Source organism: Intrasporangium zincisolvens (assembly GCF_034724055.1).
In the GTDB taxonomy this organism is placed as follows: domain Bacteria; phylum Actinomycetota; class Actinomycetes; order Actinomycetales; family Dermatophilaceae; genus Monashia; species Monashia zincisolvens.
Map to the genome: position 1 here is coordinate 543,977 of NZ_JAWIIL010000002.1, position 16,456 is coordinate 560,432.

The window sequence follows — 16,456 nt, forward strand, 5'->3', positions numbered from 1 at the left end:
TCGACGGAACGGAGCATGCTCGGGGACATGAGCACCGCCGCCCGCGAGAAGACCCTCGTCCTCATGCGTCACTCCAAGGCCGAGCAGGTGCTCGGGAAGCCGGACCACGACCGCGAGCTCACCGACCGGGGGCGCCGCGACGCCAAGGCGGCCGGTGCCTGGCTGCGCACCGAAGGGCTCGTGCCCGACCTCGTCATCTGCTCGACGGCCGTGCGTACCCGGCAGACCTGGGAGGAGGCCTGCCACGGCGGCGCCCACACCGAGTTCGTCGAGTACCGGCGCACCATCTACGTCGGCGGCCCCGAGCAGACCCTCGAGACGGTCCGCGAGGACGCAGGCGACACCGCCACGGTCCTCGTCGTCGGGCACAACCCGACCACCGCGCACCTGACGAGCATCCTCACCGAGGGCGACGGGTCGCGCGAGGCGCACGACGCGCTCGCCGCCGGGTTCGCCACGAGCGGGCTGGCGGTGCTGCGCTACCAGGGGGAGTGGGCCGACCTCGACGCGGGTTCGTGCTCGCTCGCGCGCTTCCACGTGAGCCGCGCCTGACCCGCGCGACGCTCCCACGGCCCGGCCGTGGCCGGGACGTGAGATGCCATGTCCACGGAGCGGACAGCGTCCTATGCTGCAGAGCATGACGCAGACGCCTGACATCAAGCCCCGCAGCCGCGACGTCACCGACGGTCTCGAGAAGACCGCGGCGCGGGGGATGCTCCGGGCGGTAGGCCTCGGCGACGACGACTTCGCCAAGCCGCAGATCGGCGTCGCGAGCTCGTGGAACGAGATCACGCCGTGCAACCTGTCGCTCGACCGGCTTGCCAAGGCCGTCAAGGACGGCGTCCACGCGGGCGGCGGCTACCCGCTCGAGTTCGGCACGATCTCCGTCTCCGACGGCATCTCGATGGGCCACGAGGGCATGCACTTCAGCCTCGTGTCGCGCGAGATCATCGCCGACTCCGTCGAGACCGTCATGAACGCCGAGCGCCTCGACGGCTCGGTGCTGCTCGCCGGCTGTGACAAGTCGCTGCCCGGCATGCTCATGGCCGCGGCGCGCCTCGACCTGGCCTCGGTGTTCCTCTACGCCGGCACGATCCTCCCGGGTGTCGCCAAGCTCTCCGACGGCACCGAGAAGGAGGTCACGATCATCGACGCCTTCGAGGCCGTCGGCGCGTGCAACGCCGGCCTCATGTCGCGTGAGGACGTCGACGCCATCGAGCGGGCCATCTGCCCGGGTGAGGGTGCCTGCGGCGGCTTCTACACCGCCAACACCATGGCCGCCGTCGCCGAGGCGATCGGCATGTCGATCCCCGGCTCGGCCGCCCCGCCCGCGACCGACCGCCGCCGCGACATGTACGCCCGCAAGTCGGGCGAGGCCGTCGTCGAGCTGCTCCGCCGCGGCATCACGGCGCGCGACATCATGACCAAGCCGGCCTTCGAGAACGCCATCGCCGTCGTCATGGCCTTCGGCGGCTCGACCAACGCCGTGCTCCACCTGCTCGCCATCGCCCACGAGGCCGACGTCGACCTCACCATCGAGGACTTCCGCCGCATCGGCGCCAAGGTGCCGCACCTGGCCGACGTCAAGCCGTTCGGCAGCTTCGTCATGAAGGACATCGACCACATCGGCGGCATCCCCGTCGTCATGAAGACCCTCCTCGAGGCCGGCCTGCTCGACGGCGACTGCCTCACCGTGACCGGCAAGACGATGGCCGAGAACCTCGAGGAGATCAACCCGCCGCACATCGACGGCCGGGTCATCCGCGAGATGGCCCAGCCGATCCACAAGACGGGCGGCCTGACCATCCTCACCGGCTCGCTCGCGCCCGAGGGGGCAGTCGTGAAGTCGGCCGGGTTCGACGAGTCGGTCTTCGAGGGCACGGCCCGCGTCTTCGACGGCGAGCGCGCCGCGATGGACGCCGTCGAGGCCGGCTCGCTGCAGAAGAACGACGTCGTCGTCATCCGCTACGAGGGCCCCAAGGGCGGCCCCGGCATGCGCGAGATGCTCGCCGTGACCGGCGCGATCAAGGGTGCCGGCCTCGGCAAGGACGTCCTGCTCCTCACCGACGGGCGCTTCTCCGGGGGCACCACCGGGCTCTGCGTCGGGCACGTGGCCCCGGAGGCCGTCGACGAGGGGCCGATCGCCTTCGTCCGCGACGGCGACACGATCCGCCTCGACGTCGCGAGCGGCACGCTCGACGTCCTCGTCGACGAGGACGAGATGGCGCGTCGCCGCGCGGAGGGCGTCACGCACCCGGAGCCGAAGTACACCCGCGGCGTCCTCGCCAAGTACCGCAAGCTCGTCGGCAGCGCGAGCGGCGGCGCCGTCTGCGGCTGAGCGTCCACGCCCGCTGGCGCAGCCCGGGCTGCGTCAGCGGGACGCGTCGCGGAAGGCCCTCGGCGTGAGCCCCGTCGCGGCGCGGAAGCGCCGGATGAGGTGGCGCTCGTCGGTGTAGCCGGTCGCGGCGGCGATGTCGCGCACCCCGAGGCCGGTGTGCACGAGCAGCTCCGTGGCGGACGCGAGCCGGCGCGCGGCCCGGTGCGCGTACGGGCTCGTGCCCGTCTCGACGCGGAACCGCCGCCGCCACGTCTCGTACGGCTCGCCGACCGCCGCGGCGACGTCGTGCAGGTCGAGGGGCTCCCCGAGGTCGTGCCCGAGCAGCTCGACCGACCGTGCGAGCCACGCGTCCGTGGCGCCGGGACCACGGCGGCGGCGCTGCTCGTCGACCGCCAGCGCGTCGAGGAGCGCTGCGAGCAGGTCGACGGCCTGGGCGTCTCGGGCCGCGACCGTCGCGGGCCGGGGGCGCTCGAACGAGGCGAAGCGTGCCGCCCAGCGCCGCACCGGCAGGTCGTGGACGAGCGGGCGGCCGGGGGTGAGGGCGCCTCGCCGTGCCGCGAGCTCGTAGGCGACCCCGTCGAACACGACGAAGTGCTCGTCCCAGCCGCGCGCGTCCGCGCCGTACCAGTGCGGGTGTCCGGGGTGCACGAGGATGAGCGTGCCTGCGGCGACGGGCTCGTCGTGGGCGGCGTCGCGGTAGCGGCCCGATCCGGCGGTGACGAACGTGAGCCCCCACGTCGGGTGCCGGCGGGTCGTGCCCGCCGGCAGACCGCCGCCACCGAGGATGCGTCCGGCCACGAGCACCTCGCCGAGCCGGCCGGTGGCCGCCGTCATGGTTCCTCTGCGTGGGTGCGCATGGCACCAGAACGTACCCCTCCGACCACGACGTCCCGTGCGGGCGGCCACGGGGTCTGGTGGGCTTGGTGGATCGACGGCCACTCCGGTCGCTCACGATCCACGAAGGACGGCCCCGCGATGCCCATCGACACGCTGCCGGAGCTCACCACGGCATACCCCGTCACAGACGATCAGGTCGCTGCCTACCAGGCTGACGGCTTCGTCCGGCTGACCCAGGTGGCGACGCGTGACGAGGCGGCCGCGTTCCGGGTCCCGGTGGCGGCAGCGGTGGAGCGGCTCAGCACCGAGTCGCGACCGCTCGCCGAGCGGGACAGCTACGGGATGGCGTTCCTGCAGGTGATGAACCTCTGGCGGCACGACCCGGACGTCGCCCGCTTCGTCCTTGCCGCGCGCTTCGCGGGCGTCGCCGCGCGCCTGCTCGGGGTGCCGCGGGTCCGGCTCTACCACGACCAGGCGCTCTTCAAGGAGCCCGGCGGCGGGTACACGCCGTGGCACCAGGACGCCATGTACTGGCCGCTCGACGGGTCGCGCTGCCTCACGATGTGGATGCCGCTCGTCGACATCACACCGGCCCACGGCGGCCTCGCCTTCGCGACCGGCAGCCACGTCGACGGCCCGCTCAGCGACATCGGCATCTCCGACGCGTCCGAGGAGCACTTCGACCGGCTGCTCGCCGAGCGCGGCACACCGGTCGACGAGCCCGTGGCGATGCAGGCGGGTGACGCGTCGTTCCACTCCGGCTGGACCGTGCACCGGGCCTTCGGCAACAGCTCCGAGGCCATGCGCGAGGTCATGACCGTCATCTGGTTCGCCGACGGGCTGCCGGTGCTCGAGCCGGCCAACGGCGCCCAGGGCAACGACCTCGCGACGTGGCTGCCCGGCCTCGCGCCGAGCGATCTCGCCGCGTCCGAGTCGAACCCGGTGCTCGGCGGCGTCGATGACGACGCCTGACCGCGGCGTCGACGCTACGACGTCGACTCGCCCTCAGAGCGCGCCTTGAGGCCGGCCGCCTCCATCGCGAGGTAGCGGTCGGTGAGCCCGCGGTACACGCGTCCGACGAGGGAGCCGAGCCAGCCCTCCTGGCTGATCGAGAGGGTGGCCCGGCTGCGTCCGGCCGCGAGCGGCTCGACACCGTGCCGGGCGACAGTGTGCACGCCGGGTCCCGTTGCCTCCCAGACGAACTCGCGGCCCTTGTCGATCGAGGTCACGGTCCACTGGGTGCGCGGGAGGCGCGGCTGCTCGATCAGCGCGCGCGAGCCGACCCGCAGCGGGGCGGGGTCGAGCAGGTGCAGTGACGTGACGGATTCGGTCCACTCCGGCCACCGCTCCACATCCGTGATGACCGCCCACACGTGCGCAGCGTCGGTGTCGACGTCGATCGAGGTCGCCTGGTGCATGTCCCCATCCTGCTCACTCCGCCGTGGCGGTGTCGACGTCTCGGGCGGCGTCGGACGCGCTCGCGTCGCCGGTGTCGCTCGTGTCGATGGCCCAGTGCCGCCACGTCGAGGTCACCTCCATGCCGACCTTCTCGTAGAGGCCCAGCGCGCCGGTGCGCGAGTCGGTCGACAGCTCCGAGCGGGTCGCGCCGTGGTCGCGGGCCGCACCGAACGCGTCGACGAGCAGGGCTCGGGCCAGGCCCTTGCCGCGCTGGTCGCGGCGCACCGCGAGCTTGTCGATGTAGCCGAAGTCGTCGTTGACCATGAGGAGGGCGACGCCGACGACGACGCCCGACGGGTCGGTCATGAGCCGCAGGTGCCAGGGCTCGAAACCCGGGCGCAGCACGGTCCCGGCTGCCCAGTCGTCGAAGGGCTCGCGGTCGCGCTGCGACCACTCGAGGAAGGCGTCCTCGACGACGTCGTGGGCGATGCGGTGGTCGGCATCGCCCTCGGCGGCCCGCACGGAGTAGCCCTCGGGGACCGCCTGCGGCTCGATCTGCTTGCCCGCCGGCATCTCCAGCACCCACGAGGTCCACAGCGGCGTGTAACCGAGTGACTGCAGCAGGTGCTCGCCGCTCGAACCCGCGGGCACCGGCTGGCCGACGAGGCCGGCGCCGTCGCGCCGCGAGACCCGCTGGCACCACAGGGCCAGGGCCGTGCCGATACCGCGGCCCCGGGCGTCGGGGTGGACGTGCGCGTGTCCCCACCGGCCGCGGTCGACCTCGCCGTAGGCGACGAGGCGGTCACGGTCGAGGACGCCGACGGTCTGCCGGGCGATGTCGAAGCTCGGGCGCTGCCAGTCGCCGACGATGTCGGCCTCCTCGATGACGACCGTGCCGACGTCGGCCAGCTCGGCATCGCGCATCAGCTCGAAGACGGCGCGGGCCTCGTCGGGGTGCAGCGGGCGCCACGTGACGCCGTCGAGGTGCTCGAGGCCGAGGTCGTTGATGTCGGTGGGCTGGTCGTCGGTGTGGGCGGTCATGGCGTCTCCGGTGCGGTCGTCCCGGCGGCGCCGGGGGAGTGAGGGGTGTCGAGGCCGATCGAGCGGCGGAAGGGCTCGAGGCCCTCGACGACGACGGCGTGCTCGCCGCGCACGAGGTGCTCGCGCGTCAGGACGAGGGACTGGTTGAGGGCGATCTCGCCCTCACGGCGGCGCAGGCGGCGCGTGCCGTTGGGCCGGTAGCCGACCTTGCGGCTCACGGCGAGCGAGGCGGGGTTGTCGGTGAAGGCGCCCGAGGTGACCTCCTCGGCGTCGAGGTGGTCGAGGGCGAAGGCGCAGATCGCCCGGCGCATCGCCGTGCCGATGCCGCGCCCCTGGTGGGGCAGGCCCAGCCACGAGCCCGTCTCCCCGGTACGCGTCACGAGGTAGTCGCGCGTCGCGAACCCCTGCGTCCCGACGAGCACCCCCTCGTGCCACGCCCCGAGCTCGAGGCGCCAGGCCTCGGGCGCGAAGTCGGCGCGGCACCGCCAGTGGTACTGCACGAGGCCCCGGCGCAGCTCCTCCGGCGGGGCCTCGGTCCACGGCACGTAGAACGGCATCCGGGCCGGGTCGTGCACGCCGCGCGCCGCGAGGTCGGCGAGGGCTGCGAGGTCGTCGTCGCCGAGGCCCCGAAGCTCGAGCGGTCCGGCGGTGATGCGCAGGCCGAGAGCGGGCAGGAGGTCGGCGACGGTGTCCATGGGTCGTCAGTGTCCAGACGCGCCGCGCGCTCCTCAACCGACTTTCTGCGGGTCACCGGCGCCGACGCCCCCACGCGTCAAGCCCTCATGACAATGGGTGAGATCACAGTGCCACATGCTGAGACAGCCAGTACGGCCGATTGACACCGCTGGGGCCGCGTAGGACGGTTGACGCGTGGCCCGACTCCTCGTACTTCCCTAGCGCGCCGACCAGCAGCACCGGTCAGCGCGCTCCCTTCCGTCCCACCACGGGACCGAGGGGTTTTTTTGTGGGCCGGGACAGGTTCACGACCGGACGGACGAGGCGCCGACAGGGCCACGAGCAGCACCAGAGACCGCAACACCACGCAGTGCTCGAGACAAGGAAGAGATCGTGAGCGACACGACGAAGCAGGCGCCCTCGCCCGCCGACGTGGCCTCGATGGCCCGTCACCGTCCGACGCCGTCCTCCCCGGCGCGGCCCAGCGACCCCGGCGCGCCCGTCGCACCCGCCGCCCCGGTTCGCGAGGTCACCGGCGCCCAGGCGCTCGTACTCTCCCTCGAGGCCATCGGCGCCGACACGGTCTTCGGCATCCCCGGCGGGGCGATCCTCCCGGCGTACGACCCGATGCTCGACTCCGACAAGGTGCGCCACATCCTCGTGCGCCACGAGCAGGGCGCCGGCCACGCGGCAGAGGGGTACGCGGCCGCCACCGGCAAGGTCGGGGTCTGCATGGCGACCTCCGGGCCGGGCGCCACCAACCTCGTGACGCCGATCGCCGACGCGCACATGGACTCCGTGCCGATCGTCGCCATCACCGGCCAGGTCGCGAGCGGCGCCATCGGCACCGACGCCTTCCAGGAGGCCGACATCCGCGGCATCACGATGCCGATCACCAAGCACAACTACCTCGTCACCGACCCGGCCAAGATCCCGCAGGCGATCGCCGAGGCGTTCCACGTCGCCTCGACCGGCCGGCCCGGCCCAGTGCTCGTCGACATCAGCAAGGACGCCCTCCAGGCGACGACGACCTTCACGTGGCCGCCGCCGATCGACCTGCCCGGCTACCGGCCCGTCCTGCGGCCGCACGGCAAGCAGATCCGCGAGGCCGCTCGCCTCATCGCCCAGGCCAAGCGGCCGATCTTCTACGTCGGCGGCGGCGTCGTGCGGGCCAAGGCGAGCGAGCAGCTGCGCCGCCTCGTCGAGCTGACCCGGATCCCGGTCACGACCACCCTCATGGCCCGCGGCACCGTGCCCGACAGTGAGCCGCTCAACCTCGGCATGCCCGGCATGCACGGCACGGTGGCGGCGGTGACCGGTCTGCAGAAGTCCGACCTCATCATCGCCCTCGGCGCCCGCTTCGACGACCGTGTCACCGGCCAGCTCTCGACCTTCGCCCCCGACGCGAAGGTCGTCCACGCCGACATCGACCCGGCCGAGATCAGCAAGAACCGCGTCGCCGACGTGCCGATCGTCGGCGACGTGGGCGAGGTCATCGACGACCTCATCGAGCAGATCACCCTCGACCGTGCGACGGCCGAGGAGGGCTCGGGCGCCTGGGACTACGCCGACTGGCGCGAGCGCGTGGCCGGGTGGAAGTCGACCTTCCCGCTGGGCTGGACCGACAGCGAGGACGGCACGCTCTCGCCGCAGTACGTCATCGAACGCATCGGCGCGCTGACCGGGCCTGAGGCCACGTACGTCGCCGGCGTCGGCCAGCACCAGATGTGGGCCGCGCAGTTCGTCCAGTACGAGCGCCCGAACGCGTGGATCAACTCCGGCGGCCTCGGCACCATGGGCTTCTCGGTGCCGGCGGCCATGGGCGCCAAGGTCGCCGAGCCGGAGCGGACCGTGTGGGCCATCGACGGCGACGGCTGCTTCCAGATGACCAACCAGGAGCTCGCGACCTGCGTCATCAACAACATCCCGATCAAGGTCGCGATCATCAACAACAGCAGCCTCGGCATGGTGCGCCAGTGGCAGACGCTCTTCTACGACGCGCGCTACTCCAACACCAACCTCCAGCCGCTCGAGCAGCGCGTGCCCGACTTCGTCAAGCTCGCCGACGCCTACGGCTGCCTCGGCCTGCGTGCCGAGACGCCCGAGGAGGTCGACGCCGTCATCAAGCAGGCGCTCGAGACCAATGACCGTCCCGTCGTCATCGACTTCATCGTCCACCGCGACGCGATGGTGTGGCCGATGGTCCCGGCGGGCGTCAGCAACGACATGATCCAGGCCGCACGCCACGAGGCGCCGGTCTGGGAGCGAGAGGACTGAGGGCGAGCATGAGCAAGCACACCCTGTCCGTACTCGTCGAGAACAAGCCCGGCGTCCTGACGCGCGTCGCGGCCCTGTTCTCCCGGCGCGGCTTCAACATCGACTCCCTCGCCGTCGGCCCGACCGAGATCCCCGAGATCTCGCGGATGACCGTCGTCGTCGAGGTCGAGGGCGCGGCCCTCGAGCAGGTGACCAAGCAGCTGAACAAGCTCATCGAGGTGCTCAAGGTCGTCGAGCTCGACCCCACCGCCTCCGTCCAGCGCGAGATCATCCTCGTCAAGGTGCGCGCCGACGCCGCCACCCGCAGCCAGATCATCGACACGATCCACCTGTTCAAGGCCAAGGTCGTCGACGTCACGACCGACGCCGTCGTCGTCGAGGCGACCGGCAACTCCGACAAGCTCCGCGCCCTGCTCGACGTCCTCGAGCCGTTCGGCATCAAGGAGCTCGTCCAGTCCGGGATGGTCGCCGTCGGCCGCGGCGGCCGCTCGATCACCGACCGCAGCCTGCGCAGCGCCTGAGATCCACCAGACCACCAAGCACACCCAGCAGAAGGAGAAGGCCACCATGGCCGAGATGTTCTACGACGACGACGCCGACCTGTCCGTGATCCAGGGCAAGAAGGTCGCCGTCATCGGCTACGGCAGCCAGGGCCACGCCCACGCGCTCAACCTGCGCGACTCCGGCGTCGACGTCCGCGTCGGCCTCGCCGAGGGCAGCAAGAGCCGGGCCAAGGCCGAGGCCGAGGGCCTGCCGGTCAGCTCGGTGGCCGACGCCGTCAAGGAGGCCGACCTCGTCGTCATCCTGACGCCCGACCAGGTGCAGCGGACGGTCTACGCGAACGACATCAAGCCGAACCTCAAGGACGGCGCCGCGCTGCTCTTCGGCCACGGCTTCAACATCCGCTTCGGCTACATCAAGCCCGAGGCCGACGCCGACGTCCTCATGGTCGCCCCGAAGGGCCCCGGCCACATCGTGCGCCGCGAGTTCGTCGACGGCCGCGGAGTGCCCGTGCTCCTCGCGGTCGAGCAGGACGCGTCCGGCACGGCTTGGGACCTCGCCAAGGCCTATGGCAAGGCGATCGGCGGCCTGCGCGCCGGCGGCATCAAGACGACGTTCACCGAGGAGACCGAGACCGACCTCTTCGGTGAGCAGGCCGTGCTCTGCGGTGGCGCGAGCCAGCTCGTCATGTACGGCTTCGAGACCCTCGTCGAGGCCGGCTACCAGCCCGAGGTCGCCTACTTCGAGTGCCTGCACGAGCTCAAGCTCATCGTCGACCTCATGATCGAGGGCGGCATCGCCAAGCAGCGCTGGTCGGTCTCCGACACGGCCGAGTACGGCGACTACGTGTCGGGCCCGCGCGTCATCGACCCGCACGTCAAGGAGAACATGAAGGCCGTCCTCGGCGACATCCAGAACGGCACCTTCGCCAAGCGTTTCATCGACGACCAGGACGCCGGCGCGCCGGAGTTCAAGACCTTGCGCGAGAAGGGTGCCCAGCACCCGATCGAGGCCACCGGCCGTGAGCTGCGCAAGCTCATGGCGTGGGTCAAGCAGACCGACTCCGACTACGTCGAGGGCAGCGCGGCCCGCTGAGGCGGCGCGACCTCGGACCGGACGTGACGGCCGGCCACCCGTTCGTGGGGTGGCCGGCCGTCGCCGTCCGGTTACGGGCCGGTCATCGCCCGGTCAGCACGGCGGGCTGCTCGGCCAGCCACGCGGCGAAGGGCCGTCCCGCGACGTCGGCGGTGCCGGGCGGCGGCACGTTGCGGCGGTCCGCGAAGGCACGCATCGTCCCCCCGACGGGTGGCAGGTGCACGACACGCGGTGGCGATGCTCCCCGGTGCCGGCGCACGAGCGTCGCCAGCTCGGGCAGGTCCAGCACGTCCGGTCCGGCGAGGTCGCGGGCCCGGGTCGGCGCGTCCGGACGAGCGCCGACGCCCAGCTCGACGAGCCGGGCGGCGACGGCGTCGGTGTCGACCGGCTGGAACGCCATGTCGCCGATGGTGAACGTCAACGGGCCGCGCGTCAGCGAGCGCGCGAAGAACGCTGCGAGGGAGTGGAACTGGGTCGCGCGCAGCACGGTGGATGGTCCGCCCGCCGCCGTGATGCCCTGCTCGGCGCGCAGCTTGCGCCGGTAGTAGGGGAGCGGGTGGTCGTCGATCCCGACGATCGACACGTGCACGAGGTGGATGCCGCGTGCAGCCGTCGCGTCGGCGAGCCGGCGGGTGCCGTAGACGGTGACCGCGTCGCCGGCGCTGGTGTCGTCGGCGCAGTGCACGACGGCGTCGGTGTCGGCCAGGACGGCCCCGAGCCCGAGCCCGGTGGCGAGGTCGACGCCCGTGCGACGGCTCGCCGACACGACCTCGACGCCCCGGCCCGCGAGCTCGCGCACGACGCGCGAGCCGAGGTCCCCGGCCCCTCCCGTCACGACCAGCCTCATGCGTCCACGCTAGCCGTCGGCATCGGGCGCCGCCGCCGCGTCGATGCTCCGCGGCCGGCGCCGCGGCAGCGGAGAGGTCTTCCGTGGTGTCCGCGATCCGGGCACCTGCATCCACTCCGTGGGACATCCACGCTCGCGCACCCTGCGGTTCACATTCTGGTTACAACCCGTGCCAACGCAGGACGCAGTCCCTAGACTCGCTCGCGGCACACCGGGGTGCCCCGTCGGCCCGCGTCCCTGCAGGGACGCCCGGCCCCGTCACGTCCGAGAGGGTCCCTCGTGAGCAAGCCCGTCGTCCTCATCGCCGAAGACCTGTCGCCCGCCACGATCGAGGCGCTGGGGCCCGACTTCGAGGTCCGCTCGGTCGACGGGTCCGACCGCGACGCGCTGCTGCCCGCCCTCGCCGAGGTCGACGCCGTCCTCATCCGGTCGGCGACGAAGATGGACGCCGAGGCCATCGCCGCCGGCCGGCGCCTCAAGGTCATCGCCCGCGCCGGCGTCGGCCTGGACAACGTCGACGTGCAGACCGCCACGCGCGCCGGGGTGATGGTCGTCAACGCCCCGACGTCGAACATCACCTCGGCCGCCGAGCTGGCCGTCGGCCTCCTGCTCGCGACGGCCCGCAACATCGCGCCGGCCAACGCGGCCCTCAAGGGCGGCGCCTGGAAGCGCAGCGCCTACACCGGCGTCGAGCTGTTCGAGAAGACGGTCGGCGTCGTCGGGCTCGGCCGTATCGGGGCCCTCGTCGCCGAGCGCCTCAAGGGCTTCGGCATGAAGATCCTCGCCTACGACCCGTACGCGTCGCCCGCCAAGGCGGGACAGCTCGGTGCCCAGCTCGTCGGGCTCGACGAGCTGCTCGAGCACTCCGACTTCATCACGATCCACCTGCCCAAGACGCCCGAGACGCTCGGGCTCATCGGCGAGGAGGCGCTGTCGAAGGTCAAGCCGACGGTGCGCATCGTCAACGCGGCCCGCGGCGGCATCGTCGACGAGGCCGCCCTCGCGCGTGCCCTCGCCGAGGGTCGGGTCGCCGGTGCCGGCCTCGACGTCTTCGCGAAGGAGCCGACCACCGACTCCCCGCTCTTCGCTCACGAGTCCGTCGTCGTGACCCCGCACCTGGGCGCCTCGACCGACGAGGCGCAGGAGAAGGCGGGCATCGCGGTCGCCAGGTCGGTGCGCCTGGCCCTCGGCGGCGAGCTCGTCCCCGATGCCGTCAACATCAGCAGCGGCTTCATCGCGGAGGAGGTGCGCCCGGGAATCCCTCTGGTGGAGAAGCTCGGTCGCATCTACACGGCGATCGCCGGCAGCGTCCCGGCGCAGCTGGACGTCGAGGTCCGCGGCGAGATCACGGCCCACGACGTCAACGTGTGGAAGCTCGTCGCCCTCAAGGGCCTGTTCACCGACGTCGTCGAGGACCCAGTGACCTACGTCAACGCCCCCGTCTTCGCGGAGCAGCGCGGCTGCGTCGTGCGCCTCGTCACCGACCCCGACTCCGGCGACTTCCGGAACGTCACCACATTGCGGGGCACCCTCGCCGACGGCACGGTCGTGTCGGTGTCGGGCACGCTGACCGGCCCGAAGAAGGTCGAGAAGCTCGTCGGTGTCAACGGCCACGACCTCGAGGTGCCGATCTCGGACCACATGCTTGTCTTCGAGTACACCGACCGGCCAGGCGTCATCGGCAACGTCGGTCGCATCCTCGGCGACGCCGCCGTCAACATCGGCGGCATGCAGGTCTCGCGGCAGGAGGACCGCGCCATCGGCGTGCTCAACGTCGACTCCGCTGTGCCTGCGGCCCTCGCCGCCGAGCTGTCAGACGTCGTCGACGCGAAGACGTTCACCGCCATCGACCTGCAGGACTGAGAACTGGTCCGCCGGCAGGGTCCGGGCCCTTCGGCACTGGGCCGGCGGCACGCCGCGCGTGACCATGCCCTCATGGGGACGGTGGTGATCCGGTGCGCGGCCGTGACGAAGCGGTTCGGCAGGACCGAGGCGCTGCGCGGCGTCGACCTCGTCGTCGAGCAGGGCGACCTCTTCGGCTACCTCGGCCCCAACGGCGCGGGCAAGACGACGACGCTGCGCCTGCTCATGGGCCTGACCCGATCGACCACGGGCGTGGTCGAGGTGCTCGGCATGGACGCGTGGACGCGGCGGGAGGCGATCCACCGCCGGGTCGGCTACGTGCCGGGCGACATCGCGCTCTACGACCGGCTGACCGGACGCGACCACGTCGACTTCGTCGGGCACCTGGGCGGACTCGGCGCTCCCGCGTCGGCGACCAAGCTTGCGGAGCGGCTCGATCTCGACCTGACACGTCCGGCGCGGGAGCTGTCGCGCGGCAACCGCCAGAAGCTCGCCCTCGTGCTCGCGCTCATGATCGAGCCCGAGCTGCTCGTCCTCGACGAGCCGTCGAGCGGGCTCGATCCCCTCGTGCAGCGCGAGTTCCACGCCCTCCTCGCCGAGCACGTCGCCGGCGGTGGCACGGTGCTGCTCAGCTCGCACGTGCTGAGCGAGGTGCAGCGCGTGGCATCGCGGATCGGCGTCCTCAGCCGTGGGCGGGTCATCGCCGTCGAACGCCTCGACGAGCTGCGTGCGCGGTCGCTCCACCACGTCGAAGCCCAGTTCGGCGGCCACGTCCCCGCCATGACGTTCGACGCCGTCCCGGGGCTGCGAGACGTCCGTACCGAGGACGGCGTGCTGCGCTGCGACGCACCGCAGTCCGCCCTCGACGCGCTCCTCAAGGAGGTCGCCCGGCACGACGTCGTCGACTTCTCCTGCACCGAGGCCGAGCTCGAGGAGACGTTCATGGCCTTCTACGCGGGGGGTGGCGACGATGCTGCGTGACGTCCTGCTCAAGACCCTGCGCGACCAGCGGCGCTCCTACCTCGCCTGGTGCGTCAGCGTCGTGCTCCTCGTCGCCATGTACGTGGCGATCTGGCCGAGCCTGCGCGGCCAGCCGTCGATGAGCAGCTTCCTGGACCAGATGCCCGAAGCGCTGCGCAACCTCTTCGCCATGGCGGGTGCCGACCTCTCGACGCCGGTGGGCTACATCCAGATCGAGCTGATGTCCTTCATGGGCCCGATCCTCGTCATCCTCTACGGGGTGCTCGCAGGGTCGGGCGCCGTTGCGGGGGAGGAGGACCGGCACACGCTCGACCTGCTCCTCGCGACGCCGGTGCCGCGGTGGCGCATCGTGGTCGACAAGACCGCCGCGATGGTCCTCGGCACCACCGGCCTGGCCGTGCTGCTCGGGCTCGCGCTCGTCGTCGAGGGCCGCCTCGTCGACCTCACCCTCCCCGTGGACCGGGTGGCGGCGGCGATGCTGCACCTGGCCCTGCTCGGGCTCGTCTTCGGCTCGCTGTCGCTCGCCGTCGGTGCAGCGACCGGCCGCAGCGGGCTGAGCCGCGGAGTGCCCGTCGCCGTCGCCGTCGTCGCCTACCTCGTCAACGGTCTCGGCGGCATGGTCGACTGGCTGCGACCGGTGCGGTCGTGGTCGCCGTTCTACCAGTACTCGGGTCACGACCCGCTCGGCACGGGCGTCTCGGTGCCTGCCGTGCTCGTGTCCGTCGCCACGGTCCTCGTGCTCGTCGGTGTGGCGGCGTGGGCTTTCGACCGCCGCGACGTGCGGACCTGAGCGGATCTGCGGGTCGGTTCAGTCCGCGTCAGCCCGCGTCAGTCCGCGTCAGTCCGACTCGGCGCCGGGGCGCGGTCGTTGCGCGGGGTGGGCTCCTCGCCCTCGTCACCGAGGTCGGCGAGCTCGGGCAGCAGCTCGTGGCGCTTGCTGAACGTGTCGAGGATGGCGAGGGCCACGGCCGCGATGGGGATGCCGATGAGCGCACCGATCGGGCCCCAGATCGCGGCTCCGGCGATGACGGCCCCGAGGGCCACGGCCGGGTGGACGTCCATGGTGCGCTGGCTGATCCGCGGCGTGAAGACGTAGTTCTCGATCTGCTGGTACACGGTCGCGAAGATGACGATCCACAGTGCGCTCAGCGGGTTGGCGAGGAGGGTGAACAGGGCCGGCAGCGCCACCCCGATGTAGGTGCCGATGGTCGGGATGAACTGGCCGACGATGCCGGCGAAGATGCCGAGCGGCAGCCAGAAGGGCACGTCGACGAACCAGAAGAACGACGCGTGGAAGACCGAAGAGAGCGTGGCGAGGAGGAGCTTGGACACGACGTAGCCGCCGGTCTTCTCGACCGAGATCGTCCACACCGTGACGAAGACGCGCTGGAAGCGCTGGGGCAGCCAGGACCCGATGGTCTGGCGCAGCCGGGGGCTGTCGGCCGAGAGGTAGTAGGCGAAGACGAGGATCGTCAGCAGGTCGAAGGCGAACGTCAGCACCGACCCGAAGACCCCGAGGATGCCACCGCCGTACTTGCCGGCGAGCTCGCCGAGCTTGTCGGGCGTCAGCGACAGCGCCTGCTGCAGCTGGGAGAGATCGAAGGTCGTGTGGAAGGTCGCGTTGACCCAGTCGAGCGCGGCCGCCGCGGCCTCCGGCAGGCGGGTGCCGAGCTGGGAGAGCTGCGAGGCGAAGACCGCACCGAAGAGCTCGGCGAGGCCGACGAAGACGAGCACCATGGCCAGCATCGTCAGGCCGGTGGCGAGGCCGCGCTTGACGCCACGACGGCTGAGCCACAGGACGATCGGCTCCATCGCGATCGACAGCAGCCAGGCCAGCAGGAGCAGGAACAGGAACGAGCTCATCGACTGGAAGACGGTGACCCCGACCCACAGCAGCACCAGGGCGGCCAGCGCCGTGGCCACGATGCGTCGGGCGTTGGACGGCGTCACCGCGACCCAGCGGGCCCGATCCTCGAAACGCTGTTCCGGGTGCACCGCGTGGGCCACGTGGACGGAGTGACCCGCGGGCAGAGTCTCGTGCTCCGCGGACGGCGTCTCGTGCTTCGTGTCGTGCCCGCGCTCGTGTCCGCGCTCGTGGCCGCGCTCGTGTCCCGACTCGTGCCCCGGCTCGTGGTCAGCGCTCACCTGCCGAGCGTACGGCGGCGATCGCGTCGAACGCGGGAGGCCGGAGCGCGGGCCGTCCTCGCGTCGCGTGCGTCACACGCCGGAGGATCTCCTGTACACATCCCGGACGCCGCGTCTCATTTGCTGGAAACCCCCTTTACCCCTCGGTAGCCGCGCGTACCGTCGAACCCATGACGCGGCAGCTCGTACTCCTTATTGCCAGCCGCGGCGAGTCCCAGTAGTCAGCGACCTCGCCGCGGAGATCCCGCGCACCCATCGCTGACGGCTCGCCCACCCGGGCTCGAGCACCTGAGACCACACGGACAACTGGCACGAAGGAAGTGATCCCCATGAGCGATGACGCCATGGCCGCCCGACAGGCGCTGCAGGAGTCGATGGACCTGCGCGACCAGGGCCACACGGAGGACTGAGGTCCACCGCCGACCACGACGACGAAGGCCCCCGCCCACATTGGGCGG

Annotated in this window: 16 protein-coding genes; 10 read left to right on the top strand and 6 right to left on the bottom strand. The window is 71.8% G+C overall.

Annotated elements, in window-relative coordinates:
* Positions 1-27: 27 nt before the first annotated feature.
* Both RY076_RS06820 and ilvD read left to right on the top strand, forming a co-directional pair.
* Complete coding sequence (locus RY076_RS06820) at positions 28-552, top strand: SixA phosphatase family protein (RefSeq protein ID WP_323096843.1); 525 nt, start codon at positions 28-30, stop codon at positions 550-552.
* An 85-nt stretch (positions 553-637) separates the two neighbouring features.
* Entirely contained in the window at positions 638-2,338 is a 1,701-nt protein-coding gene (gene ilvD, locus RY076_RS06825; RefSeq protein ID WP_323096844.1) for a dihydroxy-acid dehydratase, read from the top strand.
* A 33-nt stretch (positions 2,339-2,371) separates the two neighbouring features.
* Here the strand turns inward: ilvD and RY076_RS06830 are convergent, their stop codons facing one another.
* Positions 2,372-3,172 (bottom strand): helix-turn-helix transcriptional regulator, encoded by an 801-nt coding sequence (locus RY076_RS06830; protein ID WP_323096845.1) that lies wholly within the window; start codon positions 3,170-3,172, stop codon positions 2,372-2,374.
* A gap of 141 nt (positions 3,173-3,313) precedes the next feature.
* Between RY076_RS06830 and RY076_RS06835 the strand changes: the two genes are divergently transcribed.
* Positions 3,314-4,147, top strand: coding sequence for a phytanoyl-CoA dioxygenase family protein (locus RY076_RS06835; protein WP_323096846.1), 834 nt, complete (start codon positions 3,314-3,316; stop codon positions 4,145-4,147).
* A gap of 14 nt (positions 4,148-4,161) precedes the next feature.
* Here RY076_RS06835 and RY076_RS06840 read toward each other — a convergent pair whose 3' ends face one another.
* The 3 genes from RY076_RS06840 to RY076_RS06850 are packed head-to-tail and all read right to left on the bottom strand — an operon-like array spanning position 4,162 to position 6,309.
* The gene (locus tag RY076_RS06840; RefSeq protein WP_323096848.1) at positions 4,162-4,593 is read right to left on the bottom strand and encodes an SRPBCC family protein; all 432 of its coding nucleotides are present in this window, start codon (positions 4,591-4,593) and stop codon (positions 4,162-4,164) included.
* A 13-nt stretch (positions 4,594-4,606) separates the two neighbouring features.
* A complete protein-coding gene (locus RY076_RS06845; RefSeq protein WP_323096849.1) occupies positions 4,607-5,614 on the bottom strand; it encodes a GNAT family N-acetyltransferase in 1,008 nt (335 codons plus the stop codon).
* A complete protein-coding gene (locus RY076_RS06850) occupies positions 5,611-6,309 on the bottom strand; it encodes a GNAT family N-acetyltransferase (protein ID WP_323096850.1) in 699 nt (232 codons plus the stop codon). Before RY076_RS06850 ends, RY076_RS06845 begins: the two co-directional genes overlap by 4 nt.
* A 373-nt stretch (positions 6,310-6,682) precedes the next feature.
* Between RY076_RS06850 and RY076_RS06855 the strand changes: the two genes are divergently transcribed.
* From RY076_RS06855 to ilvC, 3 genes are read left to right on the top strand one after another with little or no spacing between them, the layout of a single operon-like run.
* On the top strand, positions 6,683-8,566 hold the full coding sequence (locus tag RY076_RS06855; protein ID WP_323096851.1) for an acetolactate synthase large subunit: 1,884 nt from the start codon (positions 6,683-6,685) through the stop codon (positions 8,564-8,566).
* Between the two features lie 8 nt (positions 8,567-8,574).
* On the top strand, positions 8,575-9,087 hold the full coding sequence (gene ilvN / locus RY076_RS06860) for an acetolactate synthase small subunit (protein WP_323096852.1): 513 nt from the start codon (positions 8,575-8,577) through the stop codon (positions 9,085-9,087).
* Position 9,088: 1 nt separating this feature from the next.
* Positions 9,089-10,162 (top strand): ketol-acid reductoisomerase, encoded by a 1,074-nt coding sequence (gene ilvC / locus RY076_RS06865; RefSeq protein ID WP_323097193.1) that lies wholly within the window; start codon positions 9,089-9,091, stop codon positions 10,160-10,162.
* A gap of 82 nt (positions 10,163-10,244) precedes the next feature.
* Here the strand turns inward: ilvC and RY076_RS06870 are convergent, their stop codons facing one another.
* Positions 10,245-11,009: an SDR family oxidoreductase gene (locus tag RY076_RS06870; protein WP_323096853.1), complete on the bottom strand. Its 765-nt coding sequence runs from the start codon at positions 11,007-11,009 to the stop codon at positions 10,245-10,247.
* A gap of 279 nt (positions 11,010-11,288) precedes the next feature.
* Between RY076_RS06870 and serA the strand changes: the two genes are divergently transcribed.
* The 3 genes from serA (at position 11,289) to RY076_RS06885 (ending at position 14,643) form a co-directional block, all read left to right on the top strand.
* On the top strand, positions 11,289-12,872 hold the full coding sequence (gene serA / locus RY076_RS06875) for a phosphoglycerate dehydrogenase (protein WP_323096854.1): 1,584 nt from the start codon (positions 11,289-11,291) through the stop codon (positions 12,870-12,872).
* Between the two features lie 72 nt (positions 12,873-12,944).
* Positions 12,945-13,853 carry an ABC transporter ATP-binding protein gene (locus tag RY076_RS06880; protein WP_323096855.1) on the top strand — a complete coding sequence of 303 codons (909 nt, stop codon included), beginning with the start codon at positions 12,945-12,947 and terminating at the stop codon, positions 13,851-13,853.
* Positions 13,843-14,643, top strand: a complete 801-nt coding sequence (locus RY076_RS06885) for an ABC transporter permease subunit (RefSeq protein WP_323096856.1) — start codon at positions 13,843-13,845, stop codon at positions 14,641-14,643. The genes RY076_RS06880 and RY076_RS06885 overlap by 11 nt, the downstream gene beginning before the upstream one ends.
* Positions 14,644-14,681: 38 nt before the next feature.
* On the opposite strand, the gene RY076_RS06890 is transcribed toward RY076_RS06885, so the two are convergent.
* Positions 14,682-15,998 carry an AI-2E family transporter gene (locus RY076_RS06890; RefSeq protein WP_323096857.1) on the bottom strand — a complete coding sequence of 439 codons (1,317 nt, stop codon included), beginning with the start codon at positions 15,996-15,998 and terminating at the stop codon, positions 14,682-14,684.
* A 329-nt stretch (positions 15,999-16,327) separates the two neighbouring features.
* Here RY076_RS06890 and RY076_RS06895 point away from each other — a divergent pair, with 329 nt between their 5' ends.
* On the top strand, positions 16,328-16,408 hold the full coding sequence (locus RY076_RS06895; RefSeq protein WP_141821957.1) for a 3-isopropylmalate dehydrogenase: 81 nt from the start codon (positions 16,328-16,330) through the stop codon (positions 16,406-16,408).
* The last annotated feature ends 48 nt before the right edge of the window (positions 16,409-16,456 follow it).

Coding starts and splice junctions, on each gene's coding strand:
- RY076_RS06820 (WP_323096843.1), top strand. CDS start 28: ATGAGCACCGCCGCCCGCGAGAAGACCCTCGTCCTCATGCGTCACTCC.
- ilvD (WP_323096844.1), top strand. CDS start 638: ATGACGCAGACGCCTGACATCAAGCCCCGCAGCCGCGACGTCACCGAC.
- RY076_RS06830 (WP_323096845.1), bottom strand. CDS start 3,172: ATGACGGCGGCCACCGGCCGGCTCGGCGAGGTGCTCGTGGCCGGACGC.
- RY076_RS06835 (WP_323096846.1), top strand. CDS start 3,314: ATGCCCATCGACACGCTGCCGGAGCTCACCACGGCATACCCCGTCACA.
- RY076_RS06840 (WP_323096848.1), bottom strand. CDS start 4,593: ATGCACCAGGCGACCTCGATCGACGTCGACACCGACGCTGCGCACGTG.
- RY076_RS06845 (WP_323096849.1), bottom strand. CDS start 5,614: ATGACCGCCCACACCGACGACCAGCCCACCGACATCAACGACCTCGGC.
- RY076_RS06850 (WP_323096850.1), bottom strand. CDS start 6,309: ATGGACACCGTCGCCGACCTCCTGCCCGCTCTCGGCCTGCGCATCACC.
- ilvN (WP_323096852.1), top strand. CDS start 8,575: ATGAGCAAGCACACCCTGTCCGTACTCGTCGAGAACAAGCCCGGCGTC.
- RY076_RS06870 (WP_323096853.1), bottom strand. CDS start 11,009: ATGAGGCTGGTCGTGACGGGAGGGGCCGGGGACCTCGGCTCGCGCGTC.
- RY076_RS06880 (WP_323096855.1), top strand. CDS start 12,945: ATGGGGACGGTGGTGATCCGGTGCGCGGCCGTGACGAAGCGGTTCGGC.
- RY076_RS06885 (WP_323096856.1), top strand. CDS start 13,843: ATGCTGCGTGACGTCCTGCTCAAGACCCTGCGCGACCAGCGGCGCTCC.
- RY076_RS06895 (WP_141821957.1), top strand. CDS start 16,328: ATGAGCGATGACGCCATGGCCGCCCGACAGGCGCTGCAGGAGTCGATG.